The 20,287-nt window shown below is 60.7% G+C and carries 19 protein-coding genes; 10 read left to right on the top strand and 9 right to left on the bottom strand.

Annotated features, from left to right (window positions below; all coding sequences use genetic code 11):
* Window position 1: 1 nt before the first annotated feature.
* From NANH_RS0124680 to NANH_RS0124670, 3 genes are all read right to left on the bottom strand, one after another.
* Entirely contained in the window at window positions 2-568 is a 567-nt protein-coding gene (locus NANH_RS0124680; RefSeq protein WP_245601552.1) for a TetR/AcrR family transcriptional regulator, read from the bottom strand.
* Between the two features lie 243 nt (window positions 569-811).
* On the bottom strand, window positions 812-1,642 hold the full coding sequence (locus NANH_RS0124675; protein ID WP_027264429.1) for an SDR family NAD(P)-dependent oxidoreductase: 831 nt from the start codon (window positions 1,640-1,642) through the stop codon (window positions 812-814).
* 24 nt (window positions 1,643-1,666) lie between these two features.
* Window positions 1,667-2,851, bottom strand: a complete 1,185-nt coding sequence (locus NANH_RS0124670) for a lipid-transfer protein (protein WP_027264428.1) — start codon at window positions 2,849-2,851, stop codon at window positions 1,667-1,669.
* Window positions 2,852-3,104: 253 nt separating this feature from the next.
* Here NANH_RS0124670 and NANH_RS0124665 point away from each other — a divergent pair, with 253 nt between their 5' ends.
* A complete protein-coding gene (locus NANH_RS0124665) occupies window positions 3,105-3,716 on the top strand; it encodes an acyltransferase (RefSeq protein WP_027264427.1) in 612 nt (203 codons plus the stop codon).
* Window positions 3,717-3,827: 111 nt separating this feature from the next.
* Here the strand turns inward: NANH_RS0124665 and NANH_RS0124660 are convergent, their stop codons facing one another.
* Genes NANH_RS0124660 through NANH_RS0124640 form a run of 5 tightly spaced genes read right to left on the bottom strand, consistent with a single transcriptional unit; the run spans window position 3,828 to window position 10,029 of the window.
* On the bottom strand, window positions 3,828-5,435 hold the full coding sequence (locus tag NANH_RS0124660; protein ID WP_027264426.1) for an acyl-CoA carboxylase subunit beta: 1,608 nt from the start codon (window positions 5,433-5,435) through the stop codon (window positions 3,828-3,830).
* Between the two features lie 2 nt (window positions 5,436-5,437).
* Window positions 5,438-5,941 (bottom strand): acetyl-CoA carboxylase biotin carboxyl carrier protein subunit, encoded by a 504-nt coding sequence (locus NANH_RS0124655; protein ID WP_245601551.1) that lies wholly within the window; start codon window positions 5,939-5,941, stop codon window positions 5,438-5,440.
* Window positions 5,941-7,410, bottom strand: a complete 1,470-nt coding sequence (locus NANH_RS0124650; protein ID WP_027264424.1) for an acetyl-CoA carboxylase biotin carboxylase subunit — start codon at window positions 7,408-7,410, stop codon at window positions 5,941-5,943. Before NANH_RS0124650 ends, NANH_RS0124655 begins: the two co-directional genes overlap by 1 nt.
* Window positions 7,411-7,422: 12 nt before the next feature.
* Entirely contained in the window at window positions 7,423-9,222 is a 1,800-nt protein-coding gene (locus NANH_RS0124645) for an acyclic terpene utilization AtuA family protein (RefSeq protein ID WP_027264423.1), read from the bottom strand.
* A 21-nt stretch (window positions 9,223-9,243) separates the two neighbouring features.
* On the bottom strand, window positions 9,244-10,029 hold the full coding sequence (locus NANH_RS0124640; protein WP_027264422.1) for an enoyl-CoA hydratase-related protein: 786 nt from the start codon (window positions 10,027-10,029) through the stop codon (window positions 9,244-9,246).
* A 133-nt stretch (window positions 10,030-10,162) separates the two neighbouring features.
* On the opposite strand from NANH_RS0124640, the gene NANH_RS0124635 reads away from it, so the two are divergent.
* The 6 genes from NANH_RS0124635 to NANH_RS0124610 are packed head-to-tail and all read left to right on the top strand — an operon-like array spanning window position 10,163 to window position 15,148.
* Window positions 10,163-11,377 (top strand): acyl-CoA dehydrogenase family protein, encoded by a 1,215-nt coding sequence (locus tag NANH_RS0124635; protein WP_051372710.1) that lies wholly within the window; start codon window positions 10,163-10,165, stop codon window positions 11,375-11,377.
* 13 nt (window positions 11,378-11,390) lie between these two features.
* Entirely contained in the window at window positions 11,391-12,590 is a 1,200-nt protein-coding gene (locus NANH_RS0124630) for an acyl-CoA dehydrogenase family protein (protein ID WP_027264420.1), read from the top strand.
* Window positions 12,591-12,601: 11 nt separating this feature from the next.
* Window positions 12,602-13,456: an SDR family NAD(P)-dependent oxidoreductase gene (locus NANH_RS0124625; RefSeq protein WP_027264419.1), complete on the top strand. Its 855-nt coding sequence runs from the start codon at window positions 12,602-12,604 to the stop codon at window positions 13,454-13,456.
* On the top strand, window positions 13,449-14,252 hold the full coding sequence (locus tag NANH_RS0124620) for an enoyl-CoA hydratase-related protein (RefSeq protein ID WP_027264418.1): 804 nt from the start codon (window positions 13,449-13,451) through the stop codon (window positions 14,250-14,252). Before NANH_RS0124625 ends, NANH_RS0124620 begins: the two co-directional genes overlap by 8 nt.
* Before the next feature lie 12 nt (window positions 14,253-14,264).
* The gene (locus NANH_RS0124615; protein ID WP_027264417.1) at window positions 14,265-14,747 is read left to right on the top strand and encodes a PaaI family thioesterase; all 483 of its coding nucleotides are present in this window, start codon (window positions 14,265-14,267) and stop codon (window positions 14,745-14,747) included.
* Window positions 14,747-15,148: a PaaI family thioesterase gene (locus NANH_RS0124610; RefSeq protein ID WP_027264416.1), complete on the top strand. Its 402-nt coding sequence runs from the start codon at window positions 14,747-14,749 to the stop codon at window positions 15,146-15,148. The genes NANH_RS0124615 and NANH_RS0124610 overlap by 1 nt, the downstream gene beginning before the upstream one ends.
* Here the strand turns inward: NANH_RS0124610 and NANH_RS27245 are convergent.
* A complete protein-coding gene (locus NANH_RS27245) occupies window positions 15,130-16,494 on the bottom strand; it encodes a TetR/AcrR family transcriptional regulator (RefSeq protein WP_051372709.1) in 1,365 nt (454 codons plus the stop codon). The two genes, NANH_RS0124610 and NANH_RS27245, sit on opposite strands and share 19 nt — an antisense overlap.
* Window positions 16,495-16,621: 127 nt before the next feature.
* Between NANH_RS27245 and NANH_RS0124600 the strand changes: the two genes are divergently transcribed.
* The 3 genes from NANH_RS0124600 (at window position 16,622) to NANH_RS0124590 (ending at window position 20,285) form a co-directional block, all read left to right on the top strand.
* On the top strand, window positions 16,622-17,383 hold the full coding sequence (locus NANH_RS0124600; RefSeq protein ID WP_027264415.1) for a glucose 1-dehydrogenase: 762 nt from the start codon (window positions 16,622-16,624) through the stop codon (window positions 17,381-17,383).
* A 113-nt stretch (window positions 17,384-17,496) separates the two neighbouring features.
* A complete protein-coding gene (locus NANH_RS0124595; protein ID WP_027264414.1) occupies window positions 17,497-19,434 on the top strand; it encodes an AMP-binding protein in 1,938 nt (645 codons plus the stop codon).
* On the top strand, window positions 19,431-20,285 hold the full coding sequence (locus tag NANH_RS0124590) for an SDR family oxidoreductase (protein ID WP_027264413.1): 855 nt from the start codon (window positions 19,431-19,433) through the stop codon (window positions 20,283-20,285). The genes NANH_RS0124595 and NANH_RS0124590 overlap by 4 nt, the downstream gene beginning before the upstream one ends.
* The last annotated feature ends 2 nt before the right edge of the window (window positions 20,286-20,287 follow it).

Below are 20,287 nucleotides of genomic sequence, written 5' to 3'. Positions count from 1 at the left end.
GTCAGGTATCCTGTCTTTGGAGTATCCCGTTGAGGAACACATCGGCATAGGTGCGTGACAACGCATCGGCGCTACCGCGGTCCGGGTCGAACCAATCGAGCGTGGCGTTCAATGTACCGATCAGCATCAGGCGCAGGCGACGGATATCGACGTCTTGCTTCAGCGTGCCATCTTTCTTAAGCTGGGACAGAAGACTGTCCCACTCTGCCTCATAGGCCCTTCGCGTGGGCAAGTTGGCATCCCGGACGGATTGCGGCACCTGCCCGAAAATACGCACATTCGCCGATGTATAATCGCTCACATCAAGAAGCGCGCGCAGATGCGCCCGGATCGCGGCGCGCAGTACCGTTTCGCCGTCGGTATCGGCCCGCAGGTCGGTGATGGCGTCTCTCATGCTCGCGTGAACGACTCGAATCCCTGCATCAAGAACGGCCGCGACGATCTCGTCCTTGGAACCGAAATGATAGTATATGCTACCCGCCTTGATCCCGGCGGCCTCGGCAATTTTTCGGAGCGAAACGGACCCGTAGCCTTGTTCGCGGAAAAGCCGCGCGGCAATGTCCAGCACCCCGTCCCGTCCAACCGCGCTGCGCGATGTCTCGTTGGCTTTGATTGCCGTGTTCTGTGCCATAGACCTTCGTATCGCTCCAACGCCTAACTAACGCCTGTTAGGTTAACAACGCAAGTGAGTCAATCGTCGTGATCGTGCCAGACTAGAGTTTGCGGAAAATTCCGCATTGGCGACCGCCAAGAGGCCGTCCAGACATTAATGTGCTTGCCCGGACCCCGTCATCGGGTCCGGGCAAATGCCTTAGATCACGAAACCGCCACCGCAGATGACGTGCTGGCCTGAAATGAAGTTCGATTCCGGCGCACAGAACAGATAGACGGCACCGGCAGCTTCTTCCGGAGTGCCGACCCGGCCCAGCGGGATCATGCGCTCCATCTGGGACAGGAGATCGGGGTTCACGCCGACCTTGATCTCTTTTTCTTCGACCTTGATCGTGCTGTCGCCATCCGCGCTGCCTTCGGTCAGGCGGGTGCGGATCGGGCCGAAGGCGACGGCGTTGACGTTGACCTTGTAGCGGCCCCATTCCTTGGCCATCGTCCGGGTGACCCCTAGGATACCGGCCTTGGCGGCGGAATAGTTGATCTGGCCAGCATTGCCGCCGGTCCCTGCGATGGACGAGATGTTGACTACCTTGCGGAACACCTCTTGCCCGGCGGCGGCCTCTTCCTTGGCCTTGGCGCTGATCACCGGCTGGGCAGCGCGCAGGATCTTGAAAGGTGCCGTCAGGTGGACGTCGATGATCGCCTGCCACTGTTCGTCGGACATCTTCTGAACGACGCTATCCCAAGTGTAGCCTGCGTTGTTCACGATGATGTCTAACCCGCCAAAGCTGTCCACGCCGGTCTTGATGAACCGTTCGGCAAAACCGTCTTCGGTAACGCTGCCGGCACAGACCACGGCCTCAGCACCCATTGCGCGCACCGCCTCGGCGGTTTCATTGGCCGGATCGGCGTCCAGATCGTTGATCACCAGCCGGGCCCCTTCCGAGGCCAGTTTGAGAGCGATTTCGCGGCCAATGCCCCGGCCCGAGCCCGAGACCAGCGCCACGCGCCCGTCGAGTTTTCCAGTCATATTGATTCCTCCCGAAAGGCGCTATCAGGCTTTTTCATAAAGCGTGGTGACGCAGGCCCCGCCGAGGCCCAGATTGTGCTGAAGCGCCAGACGTGCGCCATCAACCTGGCGCGCATCTGCCTGGCCGCGAAGCTGCTGAACGAGCTCGGTACATTGCGCTAGGCCGGTCGCCCCAAGCGGATGGCCTTTGGACAAAAGACCGCCCGACGGGTTGGTCACGTATTTTCCGCCGTAGGTGTTGTCGCCATCATCAACGAATTTCGCCGCTTCGCCGCGACTGCAAAGGCCAAGCGCCTCATAGGTGATAAGCTCGTTGTGGGCGAAACAGTCGTGCAGTTCGACCACATCCACGTCCTCGGGCCCGATGCCCGCGTCCTCGTAAACCTGATCGGCGGCGCGCTTGGCCATCGAAAAGCCGACCACTTCGCGCATGTCATGGGCTTCGAAAGTTTCCGGGCCGTCCGTCGTCATGGCCTGCGCCGCGATCCGAACCGAACTGTCCAGTCCGTGCTTGTCGGCGAATTCCTTGGAACAAATGATCGCGGCGGCCGCGCCACAGGTTGGCGGACAGGCCATGAGCTTGGTCATGACGCCGGGCCAGACGACCTGGGCGGCCATGACGTCTTCCGCCGTCACCTCCTGCCGGAACAGGGCAACCGGATTCTTCGCAGCATGTCGGCTGGCCTTGGCGCGGATTTTTGCGAAGGTTTCCAGGGGGGTGCCGAACTCGTCCATATGCGCCTTGCCCGCACCGCCGAAGTACCGCAGCGCCAGCGGGATCTCGGCACTGCCAACCAGTTCGTCGGTTTCTCTGTCGAATGCCGCAAACGGGCTGACCCGGTCATGGAACATCGCACCGATTGCGCCGGGCTGCATCTGTTCGAACCCAAGTGCCAGAGCACATTCGACCGCGCCGCTTTCAACTGCCTGCCTGGCCAGGAACAGGGCGGACGATCCGGTCGAGCAGTTGTTGTTCACATTCAGAACCGGGATGCCTGTCATTCCGACATGGTACAGGGCGCGCTGACCGCAGGTGCTGTCGCCATAGACATAGCCAACATAGGCCTGTTGGACTTTATCATAATCCAACCCTGCGTCTGCCAGAGCGGACCGGGTCGCAGCGGTCGCCATCACATCGTAGCTTTCGGATTTTCCCGGCTTCTGGAACGGGACCATCCCAACGCCTGCAACATAGGCTTTGTCTGTCATTTCTCTCTCTCCCAAGTTCGGTCAGGCCACCCTAATCGGTCCGCCAGCCTATTTTCTACCATTTGTTAGATTTTAAATCCCAACCTTGGGAAGTGTCAATATTGCCAAGCTGTGACGTAGGGAGCTTGCGCTATTTTCTAACTTGTGTTTGTTTTCGGGCCACACGCCCTGATCGGCGGCACAATTGAGGGATTCTGGTCCCGGCGCAACCGCTGACAAGCGTTTAGCACTCAGCTTACGAAAGGTGGTCGGAATGGCATACTGTTATGAGTTCAAGGGTTTTATACCCGTCGTGCCCGAGGATACATATGTCCACCCCCAGGCCGTTCTGATCGGAAATGTCATCTTGGGTCATGGATGCTACATCGGCCCCGGAGCAAGCTTGCGGGGCGATTTCGGCAGGATCGTGATCGGGGATGGAGCCAATGTTCAGGACAATTGCATCATCCATTCCTTTCCCGGCCGCGACGCCGTGGTGGAAAGCGACGGCCACATCGGCCATGGCGCGATCCTGCACGGTTGCACAGTGGGCCGGAACGCTCTGGTCGGAATGAATTCCGTCATTATGGATGGTGTAGAGCTTGGGGCGGAATCGATTGTCGGCGCGCAGGCGTTTGTGCGTGGCGAAACCGTGATTCCGCCGCGTTCGATGGTGGTGGGATCGCCGGCAAAGGTGATCCGCGAGGTCAGCGAGAAAGAAGTCGCGTGGAAAACGCGCGGCACCGCGGAATACCAGCAACTTGCGCGCGACTGTCTGGCCGGATTGACGCCGGTCGAACCGCTGAAGGCGGTCGAGGCAGACCGGCCCGGCATGGCGGCCTCTGACGTCGTCTCCATTCAGGAGGCGCGGCGGACATCGTCCTGACCTGTCCGGGAACCGGACCGGTCAGGACTACTTCAGATTCCGAAAGCGCCAGATGGAAGCGCCTTGACGCGGAACGGCACTCCCCGACCCGGTGTGCCGTCCCTCAAGCCTTTACAGACGGAAGATCCCGTAGTGCGGATCGTCGATCGGTGCATTGAGCGAGGCAGAAATCGACATGCCAAGCGCGTTGCGTGTGTCCGCCGGATCGAGGATGCCGTCATCCCACAGTTCCGAGGTGGAGGTATAGGCTTCGACATCGCGCTTGTATTTTTCCAGCACCGGTTCGCGGATCGCGGCGATTTCTTCTTCGGTCAGCTCTTTGCCTTCGCGCTGAAGCTGCCGAATCTTGACGTCCGCCATGGTATTAGCGGCCTGATCCGCCCCCATCACGCCGATCTCGGCTTGCGGCCACATAAACAGCGTGCGCGCATCCCAGGCCCGCCCGCACATGCCGTAATTGCCTGCCCCGTACGAGGCATTGGCGATCACTGTGAACTTCGGCACGACCGAACCGCCCTGCGCCATCAGCATCTTGGCACCGTCCTTGGCGATGCCGCGTTCTTCGTATTCGCGGCCCACCATATAGCCAGTGATGTTCTGAAAGAAGACCAGAGGTGTGCGGTTCTGATTGCAAAGCTGCATGAAATGCGCCGCCTTCAGCGAGCTGTCGTTGAACAACACCCCGTTGTTGGCAAGGATGCCAACCTTGTAACCCCAGATATGGGCAAAGCCGCAAACCATCGTGGTGCCATAGTCGGGCTGGTATTCGTGAAAGCGCGAGCCATCGACGATCCGCGCCAGAACCTCGCGCATATCAAACTGGGTTTTCCGGTCCTTGGGGATGATCCCATAAAGCTCCTTGGGGTCGTAGTATGGCTCTTCAAAAGCGGCGGTTTCGATGATCGTTTTCGGGGTGCGCTTCCATTGGCTGACAATCTCGCGCGCCAGTGAAAAGGCGTGCTGTTCAGTGGCGGCTCGGTAGTCGCCGGTTCCCGAAACCGAGGTATGCATAACCGCCCCACCAAGTTCCTGAACACCGACCTCTTCGCCGGTGGCCGCCTTGACCAGCGGGGGACCGCCAAGGAAAATCGCGCCTGTGCCTTCGATGATGATGTTGTAGTCGCTCAGCGTCGGCACATAGGCACCGCCAGCCGTGCAGTGTCCGCCGACCACGGCAATCTGCGGGATATTGGCCTGGCTCAGCTTGACCTGGTTGCGGAACACCCGCCCGCCCAGATACCGGTCGGGAAACACCCCGTGCTGCAGCGGCAGGAAACCGCCCGCGCTGTCGCAGATATGGATGACCGGCAGGCGGTTTTCCAGCGCGACATCCAGAAGACGCACGACCTTTTTGACCGTATGTGGATACCAAGCCCCGCCCTTGACGCTAGCGTCGTTGGCGTGGATGGCGACCTCGCGACCCTGCACAATACCGATGCCCGTCACCACAGCGGCGCCAGGCACGGTGCCATCGTATTCGCGACAGGCGGCAAGTGTGGAAAACTCCAAAAACGGAGTGCCGGGGTCCAGCAGCAGTTTCAACCGCTCGCGCACGCCCAGTTTGTTCTGGCGGGCAAGGCGGTCGATATCGCGTTGCGGACGTTCGAAACGCGCCGCGTGCTGGCGGGCGTGGAATTCCTTCAGCCGTTCAGACATGGCGGCGAAATTTGCCTTGTAGTCGGCGGCATTGGTGTCGATCTGACTTTCAATCCTGCGCATTGTCACTCCTCCTCCGGGGCCAATTGGGCCAGGATGTCTTTCAGACCAAAACTGTCGCCTTCGGCGAATGGCATTTCGGCAACGACCCCGCCGCGCGGCGCCGTCAGTGTGGTTTCCAACTTCATGCTTTCGATCACCAGAAGCGGCTGGCCTTCTTCAACCGCATCGCCGGGTTTAACCGCAACCGACACCACGACACCCGGCATGGGCGCCACCAATCGGTCGTCGCTCGCGCCACCGTCGCTTCCGGCCAGGCGTTCGGCGGGATCAACCCGCCCGACTTCGTAGGTTCGCCCGTCCATGTGCACAAAAGTTGCTTCCGGCCCCACGGCCAGTCGCAATTCGCGCACAACACCCTTGGCCCGCAGCTTGTAACCGCCCGGCAGACCCGTCGGGTCCAATTGGCAGGTAACAGCGCCAGTGGGGGTATTGAGCACGAACCGGCTGCCATCATGACCCAACCAGCAATCAGTCTCTTCTCCGTCGATCTGAAAAATCCGTTGCATCAGTTTCTCCACCCGCCCATCTTGCGGTACATTTCCGGTATCTGCATTACGTCACTCACCAGGCGCTCGTCCGATAGGGCCGCCGCCGCTATCAGCAAGTCAGAGACATCTTCGCCCGGCGCGGTCAGCGTTTCGGATTGTTCAGCCAGGAAGCCAGTTGAAACGTCACCAGAGGCGAAATCCGGATGTGCAAGGATTGCATCCAGGTAACCAGTGTTGGTCGTTACCCCGAGAATCACATAGCTTTGCACCGCGCTCCGGGCACGGGCGATGGCCTGCGCGCGATCCGGGCCATGTACGATCAGCTTGGACAACATCGGGTCGAAGTCGGTTGTCACCTTGCCGCCATCCAGAATGCCGCTGTCCACGCGGATCCCCTCGCCCTGGGGTTCGTCCAGCAGCAGGATATCGCCGATCGCGGGCCGGAAATCGGCCGTCGCGTCCTCGGCGCAGATGCGCAGTTCGATCGAGTGTCCGGTTTGGGGAATATCCGCCTGCACGGCGCTCAGCCCGTCGCCCGCCGCGACACGCAGCTGCTCGGCAACCAGATCGAAGCCGGTCACCAGTTCGGTCACCGGATGTTCGACCTGAAGGCGGGTGTTCATTTCCAGGAAATAAAAGGCCCCGTCCTGCGCATAGATGAATTCAACGGTCCCTGCCCCGCGGTATTTGACGGCACGGGCAATTCCGGCAGCGGTCTCGCAGATCTCATCCCGTTGCTCGGGGGTCAGCGCCGGTGACGGCGTTTCCTCGATAATCTTCTGGAACCGGCGCTGGATCGAACATTCACGTTCCCAGAAATGGACCACGTTGCCCTGTCCGTCGCCCATCACCTGCACCTCGATATGGCGCGGGCGTTCGATATAGCGTTCGACGAAAAGCCGCCCGTCGCCGAAATATCGTTCGCCTTCGCGGCGCGCGGTTTCGATTTCGGTTTCCAGCGTGCTGTCCTCGCGCACAACGCGCATGCCCTTGCCGCCACCGCCGGCCGAGGGTTTGATCAGCAGCGGATAGCCCACGGCGCGGGCGCGTTCGACAAAGCTCGCCGGATCATCATCCTCGATCGCCGAGGGGGCGACGGGAAACCCGTGTTCCTCGACAAAGGCGCGGGCGCGGACCTTGTCCCCCATCAGGTCGATGACCTCGGACGTCGGGCCGACAAAGGTCACTCCGGCTTTTTCCAGCGCCGCGACAAAACCGGCATTCTCTGACAGAAAGCCATAGCCGGGATGCACCGCATCCGCGCCGATCTTTGTTGCCGCCGCGACGATCTGCGGAATATCGAGATAGGCGGCCACGGGCGTCGGGCCGTCGATCATCACGACCTCATCTGCGATCAGATGCGCCGGCCCCTCTTGCTCGGCGACATGACGCAACACGGCCGTCGCAAGCCCGCGGGCCTTGGCGGTGCGCAACACGCGCGCCGCGATCTCGCCCCGATTGGCGACCAGGAGTTTCGAAATGGTCATGGTGTCGTCCTCTTAGTTCCGGGCCGCGGCATTCAGTCCGTCACGTGCAGCCAGATCGGCTGGCACGGGAATTTCGATATCAAGCAGCATCTGCGCGAACCCTTTGCCCTGCGGGTCTATGCGAACCGAGGCGATGCCGCCACCGCCAAGCGATTCATGCAACAGGAAATTCAGCGAATGGCTTCCAGGCAAGTCGAACCGTTCTACCCTGCCGTCGCAGACATGGGCGAAATAGTCCTTCACCACCTCTTCGCTGAGAGCCGAGCGGATATATGGCAGGTAGTCCGGCTTGCGCGCGAGGATGCCGATATTGGCGATGTCCCCCTTGTCGCCCGAGCGGCCCCAGGCCAGATCGACGAGGCGGACCTTGACAGCGTCCGGGCCGGGCTCGCGGCTATCTGCGGGCGGTGCGGCAGGTGGATCAAGGTGGACTGGCGTAGTGGCCACGCTCACGGGCACATCCTTGCCGTCGACCTCGACCGCGACGGGGGTCTCGGCCTTGCTCTGAAGGAAGGAGAACAGGCGGACCACCGGTTGCACCTTGGGCCGTCCGGCGAAGAACCCGGTCAGACCCTGCGCGGTCGAAATCGCCATCGGTGCTATTTCGCCGGCAAAGATGTTCAGCGCGGCGCGATCGTCATGGACCGCGCCGATCTTGAGCACCACCTCGCGGGTTCGGGCGCGCGCATTTGCGCCATAGGCCGCCTCGGCCCCCAGCACCTCGACGCTGACCTGCCGAAAATCGCCCATGTTGCGGTCGCGGAAAATCCGGCGACAGCGGGTCAGGATCGCCTCGGCCACACGTTCGGCCTTGGCGGGTGCATCAATCGCGGCCAGTGTCAGGGTAGAGACCGCGCGCCAGCCATCGGCATGGGTCGCCGACACCTTGTAGCTGTCGGTGCGCCCAAGCCCCCTGCCGCCCTTGACCAGCACCTGATCGGGTCCGACCTGCTCCAGGGTGACCCCGGACCAGTCGCAGATCACGTCGGGCAACAGGTAGGCGCGCGGATCCCCGATTTCATAGAGCATCTGCTCTCCGACTGACCCGGGCACGACCAGCCCGCCGGTGTCAGGCGTCTTGGTCATGATGAAACTGCCGTCTTCGGACGCCTCGACGATGGGCATGCCCATATTGTCCCAACCCGGCACGTCCTGCCAGTCGGTGAAGTTGCCGCCGGTTCCCTGGGGGCCGCATTCGATCAGGTGGCCGGCCAGCGATCCCTGGCTGAGCTTGTCCCAGTCATCGTCGCCCCAGCCGTATTCATGCATCAGGGGACCAAGCGCGACCGCGCTGTCGGCGCAGCGTCCGGTGATCACGATGTCGGCCCCGGCATCCAGCGCGGCAGCGATGGGGCGGGCACCCAGATAGGCATTCATGCTCCAGATATCATCTGGAAATGCGACACCCGAGAACATTTCCGTCTGACCGTTTTTGCGAATTTCATCGGCCCTGGGCAACAGGTCATCGCCTAGCACGACTCCGATGGACAGATCGATCCCGGCCTGGGCGGCGGCTTTGGCAAGCGCATCGCTGCAGCCACGCGGGTTCACGCCCCCTGCATTGGCAACGACCTTGATCCCTTTTGCCTTGATATCCGGCAACCAGGGTGCCAGCGCCTTGACGAAGTCCGGCGCATAGCCCGTCTCGGGCGCTTTGGCGCGGGCCCGCGCCATCAGCGACATTGTCACCTCTGCCAGATAGTCAAACACCAGATAGTCGATCTCGCCCTTTGAGACCAGTTGACCGATCGCTTCCGGCGTATCGCCCCAGAAGCCCGACGCGCATCCGATGCGCAGCTTGCGTTCCGACATATTCCTCTCCTCCCCGTTTGATCAGCGGCCCGTCCATTCAGGTTTGCGCTTCGAGATGAAGGCATCAAAGCCTTCGCGCGCGTCTTCGGTCTGCGCCACACGCGGTAAAAGTGTTTCTGCAAACCGCATCTGCTGCGGATAGGTCATATCCTCCATCGCGTGACAGGCGTATTTTCCCAGCCGGATCGCGCTCGGCGACTGCGCGGCGATCTGGGCAACCAGTTCTGCAACCTTGTCGTCCAGCCCCGCGGCATCGGTCACATAGTTGACCAGATTGAACTGCAGGGCTTCCTCGGCCGTCAGAGGAACGCCGGTGATGAACATCTCCATCAGCCTCCGCCGGGGCAGCACGCGCATCATGGGTGGCACGATCGTCATGGGAAACAGACCCACCTTCACTTCCGGCGTTCCGACGCGGGCATGATCCGCCATCACAGCCAGATCGCAGGCACAGATGATGCCCGCTCCCGCCCCCATCGCGACGCCATTGATGCGCGCGATCGTTGGCTTTCGGCACGCCTGTATCGTCTCGAACAACCTTCCGGCAAAATGATCCGGGTCCGCCGGATCCTGAACAAACGGGCCGCCATCCGCCCCCGCCTTGATGTCGCCCCCGGCACAGAAGGCGCGCTCGCCCTCGCCGGTCAGAACGATCACGCGGCAATCGCTGTCCCTCTCGGCAGCACATATGGCGGCCATGATCCCGTCTGCGACCTCACGGTTGAGGGCATTTCGATTATCAGGACGTCGAATCGTGATACGCACTTCTTTGCCGAGCACCTGCGATTGAACAACGCTCTCAGTCATTTCCGAAGTTCCCCCCTGCATTCAGGACGCCGCGCTTTCTTACGTCAGGTCGTCAAAAGCTTGGCTTGATCTATTTTCTAACATGTGTTTGATTTTGGTCAACAACGCAAACAACATTTTTCGGGAGGACGATATGACCGCTCAAAGTGAGGCCATCTCGGCTGATCTGGAAGCCATCAGGGCGAACTATTCTTTGACTGATGAGCAACGCCAGATCGTCGATCACGTGGATCGGGTATCGCGCGAGGTGCTGCACCCGCTGCAGGCGCGCATGGATGACGAGGAATGGTGGCCCGATGATCTGTTCAAGCAGATGGGCGAGCTGGGCCTGCTGGGGATTACCGCGCCGGAGGAGCTGGGCGGATCGGGGCAGAACGAGTTCACCCAGGCGCTGGTGTCCGAGGTGATTTCGAAGTGGAATCCGGCTGTGGGCCTCTCGCACGGGGCGCATGACAACCTGTGCCTGAATAACCTGCTGCGCAATGGCTCCGAAGAGCAGGTGAAGAAATACGTGCCGGGCCTTTGCTCGGGCGAGCTCGTCGGTGCTTTGGGCCTGACCGAACCGGGTGCGGGATCCGATGCGCTCGGATCCATGGCCACCACTGCCCGCCGCGACGGTGATGATTATGTCATCAACGGCTCGAAGATTTACATCACCAACGGCCCCATTGCCGATGTGATCCTGCTTTATGCCAAAACCGACAAGTCGAAGGGCGCCAAGGGCATTTCTGCTTTCATCATCGAGACGGACAATCCCGGTTTCAAGGTGGCGCAAAAGCTTGACAAAATGGGCTTTCGCGGCTCGCCAACCGGAGAACTGGTGTTTGAGGATTGCCGCGTACCCGCATCCGCCATGGTTGGACCGGAAAACACCGGCGTTTCGGTGGTAATGAGCGGGTTGGATCTGGAGCGTGCTATGGTTGCCTCAGTCTGCGTTGGCATGGCCGAACGCGCCCTGGAACTGGGGCTGGAATACGCCAAGATTCGCGAACAGTTCGGCAAGCCGATTGCAAGTTTCCAGATGATGCAGTCGAAACTGGCCGAGATCTACACCGAGGTCGAAACCGCGCGCGCCTTCGGTTATCGCGCGCTGGCCGCCTGTACCGGGTTGCCGAAAGGGGCCGGGGGCCGCGGCGAAATCCACAAACTGACGGCGGCGGCCTGTCTTTACGCCGGCGAGGCATTCAACAAGGCGGTGACCGAAGCCTGCCATATTCATGGTGGCTCTGGCTACATGCAGGACACCGAGATCAACCGGCTGTTCCGCGCCAACAAGCTGCTGGAAATCGGCGCGGGTACAAGCGAAGTCCGCAAGATCATCATTGCCGAAGAACTTTTGCGCGCCTGAGGGGGACGAGACAATGAACAAGCAACTGCGCAACGACACCGCTCTGCCAACACATTTCATGACGGACGAACAGCAGGCCCTGGCCGATCAGGCCGGCAAGTTCTTCATGTCCGAATTCCACCATCTGAACGCGGAAATGGACGATACTGATGACCTGCCGCCTTCGGTTTTCCCCAAGCTGGGCGAGATGGGATATCTCGGCCTGAACGTGCCGCCGGAATTCGGCGGGGCCGGGCTCGACTTTACCTCGGCCTGTATCATCACCGAGGAAATGTCTAGGGCCTCGGCGGCCATCGGACTGACCCATGTGGCCCATGACAATTTGTGCGTCAACAACATCTATCGCAACGCCAATGACGAGTTGCGCCGAAAATACCTGCCGGGCCTGTGCAACGGCACGCTGGTGGGTGCTCTGGGCCTGACCGAACCCGGCGCGGGGTCCGATGCGCTTGGCTCGATGCGGACCACGGCCAAAAAGGATGGCGACGACTACATCCTGAACGGCGCCAAGATCTACATCACCAATGGGCCGATTGCCGATCTGGTGCTGGTCTATGCCAAGACATCGCCCGAAAAAGGGGCCAAGGGCATTTCCGCCTTTATCGTGGAAACCGACACGCCCGGTTTCAAGGTGGCGCAGAAGCTCAACAAGATGGGATTCCGCGGCTCGCCGACGGGCGAACTGGTATTCGAAGATTGCCGTGTTCCGGCCAGAAACATGGTCGGCAAGCTGGATGGCGGGGTTGCCGTTACCATGTCCGGACTTGATCTGGAACGTGCCATCGTCTGTTTCAACGCTCTGGGCATTGCGCAGCGGGCGCTGGATATTTCCATCGATTACGCCAAGACACGCCAGCAATTCGGCAAACCGATCGCCAGTTTCCAGATGGTTCAGGCGATGCTGGCCGACATGTATACGCAGATCGAGGCCGCGCGCAGCCTGTCCTTGCGCACCGCTGCCATGTGTGAAGGCCTCGAAGAGGGCGAAGGCGGGCGCGGCGAAATCCACAAGCTCACCGCTGCGGCGATCTACAAGGCCGCTGAGGCGACATCCTTCGTGCTGGACAAAGCTGTCCAGATTCACGGCGGCTCAGGCTACATGCGTGATACCGAAGTGAACCGGCTGTACCGGACCGGTCGCGTGCTTGAGGTCGGCGCGGGCACCCAGGAGGTTCGCAAACTCATCATCTCCGGCGAATTGCTGAAGAACTAAGGGGGCGGAACATGAGCGAAGCGAAATCAAGGCGTTACGCGTCGGATCTCATGGCGGGCCAGGTTGCCCTGGTCACGGGGTCTGGATCTGGAATGGGCCGGGCGACGGCGATCGAAATGGCCGCTTGCGGAGCCAGGCTTGCGCTGTTCGCGCGCCGGGAAGAGCCGCTGGAAGAGACCGCCGAAATGATCCGCGCGGCGGGGGGCGAGGCCTTCGTCGTGCCCGGAGACACCCGCGACGAAGACAGTATTGAAACTGCGATGGGGCGGATCAAGGACCACTATGGGCAGTTGGATGTCTTGGTGAACAATGCCGGCGGCCAGTATATCGCGGCCGCCCGCGATATCACCAACAAGGGCTTCGAAGCCGTGATCCGCAACAACCTGATCGGATCTTGGCAGATGACCCGGGCAGCGGCGGATCACTTCATGTACGACAATGGTGGATCGGTTGTGTTTGTCACCGCCATCTCTGCGCGCACCGCGCTTACCGGCTTTACACACACCGTCGCCGCCCGCGCCGGTGTGACGGGCATGATGAAAACGCTGGCCGCCGAATGGGGCGAGTACGGCATCCGGCTGAACTGTGTCGCGCCGGGCACGATCAAGACCGATGCGCTTGGCCGCTATCCGATTCCGCCGGAACAGTGGAAAAAGCTGAACCGCTCGGTGCTAAACCGGATGGGGGCGGCCGAGGACATCGCAGGCACGATCATTTTCCTGGCCTCGAAACTTGGCGGTTTCATCACCGGAGAAGACATTTATGTAGACGGCGGTGAGACCTTGCATATGGGTCATGACGCGCGGGACATGATCAACCCCGCGATGTTCGAAAAACGCGAACGGGGAGATGGCAAGAATGAATAAACAGCCCGTCCTTCTGGAGATTTCCGACAGGATCGCCACGGTTACGCTGAACGATCCCGAGCGGCGCAACCCGGTCACCGGAAACGACATGATCGCTGCCCTTCTGAAGACCTTCGCCAAGGTGCAGGCCGATCCTCAGGTCAGCGTGATGATCCTGACCGGCGCCGACCCGGCCTTTTGTGCCGGCGGCGACATCAAGGAAATGAACGATCCCGACAGCGTGTTCCGCAAGGAGCCGCTGGCGGCGGCGCAGAGCTATGTTGATGGGGTGCAGCGGCTGCCGCTTGCGCTCTACAACATGGATATTCCGACCATCGCCGCAGTCAACGGCCCGGCGGTGGGCGCGGGGTGCGACCTGACCATGATGTGCGACATGCGCATCGCGTCGGAAAAAGCAAGGTTCGGCGAGGTGTTTCTGAATCTCGGAATCATTCCGGGCGATGCGGGCAGCTGGTTCCTGTTGCGTCGTCTGGGCCACCAGAAGGCCGCCGATCTGACCTTCTCAGGGCGCATGGTCGAGGCCAAGGAAGCGCTGGAGCTTGGTATGGTGCTTGAACTTGTGCCTCATGAAAAATTGATGGAACGTGCCCGCGAACGGGCCGCTGTCATCGCCGCGAAACCGCCGCGTGCGGTGCGGGTCGCCAAGCGTCTGATGCGCAATGCCGAACGGATGGACCTGCCGGATTTCCTGAATTCCGCGGCGGCCTATCAGGCGCTCATGCATCAGACCGAAGACCACCACGAGGCGGTTGCTGCGTTCGTCGAAAAACGAAAACCCAATTTCACGGGGCGTTAAAGGAAAGATCGCATGTCAGACATCACCCAAAAGAAGATGGAGCAAATCGCGCAGATGTGGAATGCGCGCGGCAAGGGTCTGATAACGCATATGGCGCTTGAGATCGAAGAGGTCTCGACGGAAGGTGTTCGGGTTCGGATGCCGTTCAATCCGGACTTTTGCGTCGATGCGGAACAATCGCTGCTCCACGGTGGTATCCTGACGGCACTTCTGGACAGTGTCTTTGGACTGGCGAACTTTGTTGCCATCGAAGGCGTCAGTACCATGGCCACTCTTGACCTCAGAGTTGATTACCTGCGCCCGGCCCGTTCACGCGCGGATGTCATCGTTCAAGCGCATTGTTTTCGCAAGACCCGCCACATCGCCTTCAATTCCGGCAGCGTCTGGTTCGCGGGCCATGAGGATGCTGAAATAGCCAGGGGAACCGCCTCGTTTGCATTGACGCGCGGCGAAACCAGCCTGTTTGACGCAATGACAAAAGGAAAAACTTCGTGATGGACGTGCAAACTGTCAATGCCAATGTATCCCGGGTGCCGTTCTTCCGATTTCTCAACTTTGAGGTCAGAAGTCTAGACAGTCTCCATGCTGAGGCGGAAATGACCTTTGATGACCGCCATGTCGGTAACCCGATCATGGAGTACTACCATGGCGGCATAATCGCGAGTTTTATGGAGGCCACTGCCGCCATCGCGGTACAGCCCGATTTCGCCGACGTTCCGGCCAAGCCGATCAACCTGACCGTCGATTACCTCAGACCCGGTGTGAAGGGACCGCTTTTTGCGCGCGCTAACGTCACGCGCAAAGGCAAACGGATGGCAAGCGTCAGCGTGCTCAGCTGGCAGACGGATCGGGAAAAGGCGGTTGCCGAAGGGCTGTATCACTTCCTTCTGGTCTGACCGGGGCAACCGCTTTCAGGGCTACCTTGTCCTGTGGACGGGGTCGCTTCCCGGTTACAAATGCCTTCCAATAACAGATTGATGAGCATGCTGGAGAATTCAGGCAGTGATAGATATCCTTCCACTCCTGCCTTGTTCGGGTCGAACCATTCCACCGTCCAGTTTAAGGCACCCAACATCACCTGGCGCAAGGGGACGATCTTGATATCCGACCGTATGGCACCGTCGTCCTGAGCTTCACGGAGTATCCGATCCCAGAGTTTTCCATACTCACGGCGAATACCCCTGTGCCTCTCCCTGAAATGATTGGGGAGCATTCCATAGCTTCTGATATTCGCCGAGGTGAATTCGCTTGCCTTGAAGAGGAAATCCAGGTGCGCCCAGATTGCAGTCGCTATCCTGGCGTAATGATCGTACGGGGCATCGAATTTCCGAACGGCGGCTTCGACACCTGCTAGCAAGTCCCTCAGTCCGGCGTTTAGAACTTCGTCAACGATCGCTTCCTTGGAGTTGAAATGGTAATAGACGCTTCCCGCTTTCATGTCCGCTTCTTCCGCGATCTTTCTCAGCGTGGTCGCCTTGTAGCCATTGTCCCTCAGAACGCGCGCTGCGGCCTTTAGAATTTCTGCACGGGTCTTAGCCGCCTTGCCGTCGGGATCCGGGATCTTGGCGGGAGTGGCGGGGCACAGCTTCAAGCCTTCGGTACCCGCCTTGCGATGTGGACACATTCCGTCAAGTATCAGCTTACTCATTCGTACCGCGAGGATGCGCACCGGATACTTGTCGACATCGTACCATTCTACGGTCCAGTTCATGGCACTCAGGATGAACTGGCGGATCACAGCAGTGGATATGTCGCTTCGAAGGTGGCCGGCGCGTTTGGCGTCATTCAGGAATTTGCCCCAGGCCCCTGCATATGATGCACGCAATTCGCGATGCGGGGCGCGTGTTTCGTCCGACAACATCGGATAGTTCCGAATATTGGCTGACGTGAAGTCGCTGTCGGTCAAGAGATAGTTCAGATGTGTTTCAATCAGCAATTCGAAGGTCTTGCGAAAACCCTCCGAACTTGTCGGTGCCGACCGAACGATTTCACTGACCGCCTGATATAGTTGACGGACGCCAAGATCGAGAACTTCGCTCAGAATCTGGTCTTTGGATTGAAAATGATAATAAATGCTGCCGGCCTCAATGCCAGCTTCCTGCGCGATGTCGCGCATAGTCGTTGCGTGATAGCCTTCATACCGAAAAAGTCGCGCAGCCGCCGAAAGGATACCCTCACGTGTCCTCTCAGACTTGCTCAAGTCTTCGCTCAGTGTCCTGGGTGGGTCAGTCTTGTGTACCATTCCATTTCGATACTTGCGGGACACGAGACTGTCCATTGCATTAAATCTAACAAATGTTAGAATAACGCAAGGAACGTTCCGAATCAAGTTCTTTGCCAAGATGATAGCGGAAGAGGAGGACCTCCATATGCGAGGGTTGAGTGGAAAACGCGTGATCGTGACCGGCGGCGGCAGCGGCATCGGGCGCGCGGTGTGCGAACGGTTCGGCGAAGAAGGTGCCGAGATTGCGATCTTTGACATGAGCGAAGACGGGGCGAAGGAAACGGTTCGCCTGATCACCGAGGCCGGCGGCAAGGCGCAGGCCTTCAAGGTGGACATCACCGACCGTGCCCAGGTCGACAAGGCTGTAGCCGAGTTCGAGGCCGGGGGTCCGGTCGATGTGCTGGTGAACAATGCCGGCTGGGACGTGATCAAACCGTTCCTCGACACCGATCCCGACCTTTGGAAAAAGGTCATCGACATAAATCTTTACGGTCCGCTGAATATGCATCACGCGGTGCTTCCGGGCATGGTCAAGAACGGCGGCGGCCGTGTGGTCAACATCGCGTCCGACGCCGGACGCGTCGGATCATCCGGCGAAGCCGTGTATTCGGCCTGCAAGGGTGGCATCATCTCGTTCACCAAAACCGTAGCGCGCGAACTGGCGCGTAAAGGTATTCAATTGAATGCGGTCGCCCCCGGCCCGACCGATACGCCGCTGTTCGCTCAGGTTGCCGAGGGCGAGGCCGGTCAAAAGATCGCCGAAGGTCTCAAGCGGGCGATTCCGATGAAGCGTCTTGCGCAGCCGACGGATTACCCTGGCATCATCTGCTTCCTGTCGTCGGACGACGCAGGGTTCATTACCGGCCAGGTGATTTCGGTTTCGGGCGGCCTGTCCATGCACGGTTAAAACGCTGGCAGCAGCGCCGGACTCAAGGCGCTGCTGCCATACCGTGCCAAGAGTTACCTCCCCGACTGGCCGCGCCTTATGTGCGGCCCTTTTTCATTCTAGAAAGGTTGCGAATGTTTCAGCCAGGCTCTGACATCCAGCGGACAAGCACGCTGACCTCATTTCTGAAGGGCTGCGGCATTGACAGTTACGAGGAACTCGTCCGCCGTTCGAATGAAGACCCAGACTGGTTCTGGGGCCAGATCATTGACCATGCCGGGATACGGTTCGCGCGGCCCTACAGCCGGTTGCGAGATATCTCCGAAGGGCCCGAATCGATCCGGTGGGCCGTCGGGAGTACTTTGAATCTGACGGAAACCTGTCTTGACGCCCGAATTGCCGATGGCTTGGGCGACAAGGTCGCAATCGACTGGGTCGGCGAAGACGGAAGCCGCCGCCGCTGGACCTATTCCGACCTTACCGCCGAAGCCTCCCGCGTCGCCTCGGCCCTTGCCACGCGCGGTGTAAGGCCCGGTCAGGCGGTGGGCATCTATATGCCGATGATCCCCGAAATCGAGGCCGCGCTTCTGGGTATTGCCCGGCTGGGCGCGGTTGCGGTGCCGCTGTTTTCCGGTTTTGCGCCCCATGCCATCGTATCGCGCCTGAACGACGCGGATGCCGTGGCGGTGTTGACGGCGGATGCCACACCCCGGCGAGGCAAGCCGGTCTGGATGGAAGCGACCCTTGCCCAGGCTTTGACCGACGTACCATCGGTTCATACCGTGATCAGCCTGCGACGGTTCGGCGATGCGGTGGCCGATCCGGCCCGCGATCTGGACTGGACCGAAACAGTGGGCCGCGCCAGTCCGGAGTTTGCCGCCGTTCCCGTCAGTGCCGATGACACCTTTCTCATCGCCTATACATCGGGCACCACCGGGCGGCCCAAGGGTGTCGTGCATACCCATTTGGGCGTGCAGGCCAAGGCCACGGCCGATTTCCTGCTTTGCCTCGACATGAAACGGGATGACCGGCACCTCTGGATGACCGACATGGGGTGGGTCATGGGACCGCTCACCCTTTTATCGGTGCTCTTGTCCGGTTCGACTCTGGTGCTGGCCGAGGGCGCACCATCAATGCCCGGCGATCCCTTCAGGCTGCTGCGTCTTGCGTCCGAGATGGAGGTCACGCATCTCGGCGTGGCCCCGACCCTGGTACGGCAGTTCATGACGCAGGATACTGAATCTTTGTCGGGCTACGACTTGTCGTCCCTGCGCATCGTCGCCTCGACCGGCGAGCCCTGGACCGAGGATGCCTGGCTCTGGCAGCTCGATCATATCTGTCGCCGCCGCGCCGTGCCGCTGAACATCTCGGGCGGGACCGAGCTTTTTGGCGCGATCCTGACCTCGACCGTGCTGCACGAGCTCAAGCCCGGCGGATTTTCGGCCCAGGCCCTGGGTGTCGGGGCCAAGGTTCTGCGCCAGGACGGCAGCGAAGCCGCACCGGGCGAGGTCGGCGAACTGGTCGTGACCCAGCCGCCTCTGGGTCTGACCCCGGCCATCAGGGGGGACCGCGATCGCTACCTTGACACCTACTGGTCCACCTTCCCCGGCCTCTGGCGGCACGGCGACTGGGTGCGCTGCGATCCGGACGGGACATGGTATATCCTGGGCCGGTCGGACGACACGCTGAACATCGCCGGCAAACGCATCGGCCCGCCCGAGATCGAGGCGGCCCTGACCGAAACCGGAGAGGTGGTGGACGCCGCGGCCATCGCGGCACCTGATGACATCAAGGGCGTGGCTGTCGTCTGCGTCTGCGTGGCGGCACCAAATGTGTCGCCGGACGCGGAGCTCGTGAACCGGCTCAAGGATCGTGTCGGGGAGATCGTCTCGAAACCCTTCCGCCCGCGCGAGATCCACTTTGTCGAAGCGCTGCCCAAGACCCGCAGCATGAAAACCATGCGCCGTGTCGTGCGCGCCGCCTTTCTCGGTGAAGATCCAGGCGATCTGTCGTCGATCAGCAACCCGGAAACCATTCAGCCCATCGCAGACCTGCAAAAGGAAAAGTCATGATCACTGTTTTCGGAGCCACGGGCACGACTGGTGCGCCCCTCGTCGACACGCTTCTGGCAAAAGGCGCGACCGTGCGCGCTGTCACCAGCGACCTCTCAAAGTTAGACGCGCTAAAGGCCAAAGGATGCGAGGCGGTCGTCGCGGATTTCACGGACCCTGCCGCGCTGGCGCGGGCCTGTGACGGGGCAGAAAAGATATACCTGGTCACGCCTGCCCATCTGAACATGCGCCAGTGGAAGGCGAACGTGATCGAGGCGGCCAAGGCCGCGGGCGTGCGCCATATCGTTGTGGCCACGGGGCTTGGCGCGTCGCCCAAGGCGGGGCTGACCTTTGGAAAGTGGCATTCCGAAACCCAGGAGCTGCTGAAGCAAAGCGGCCTTGACTGGACCTTTGTCCAGCCGACCTATTTCATGCAGAACCTGCTGTGGCAGGCCGGTAACATTGCAAAGGACGCCGTGTACTATGACGATCTGGGCGGCCCCGTGGCCTGGATCGACGCCCGCGACATCGCGGATGTCGCCGCCGAGGCGCTGACCGCTCCGGGTTACGAAGGCAAGGCTCTTGGTCTGACCGGGCCCGAAGCTCTTACCGGAGAAGATATCGCCGCCCTCCTGTCCAGGGTGACCGGGCGCACTGTCACCTGCGCACCCCTGTCGGCCGAAAATGCCAAGGCGGGCATGGTGGCTGGCGGAATGCAGGACGAGGTCGCCAGAGCCATGGTCGAATTGGCTTCCATCGCGCCCAAGGGCTACCTTGCCGGCATCGAGACCACGGTCAGCGATGTGATGGGACGCCCGGCGCGCCGATTTGCCGATTTCGTCGCCGAGAACCGGGATGCTTTCGTCAAGTAACC

Source organism: Sedimentitalea nanhaiensis DSM 24252, from assembly GCF_000473225.1.
Classification (GTDB): Bacteria; Pseudomonadota; Alphaproteobacteria; order Rhodobacterales; family Rhodobacteraceae; genus Sedimentitalea; species Sedimentitalea nanhaiensis.
The sequence above is the reverse complement of the archived record's forward strand: the minus strand, read 5'-3'. Positions and strand labels throughout refer to the sequence as shown.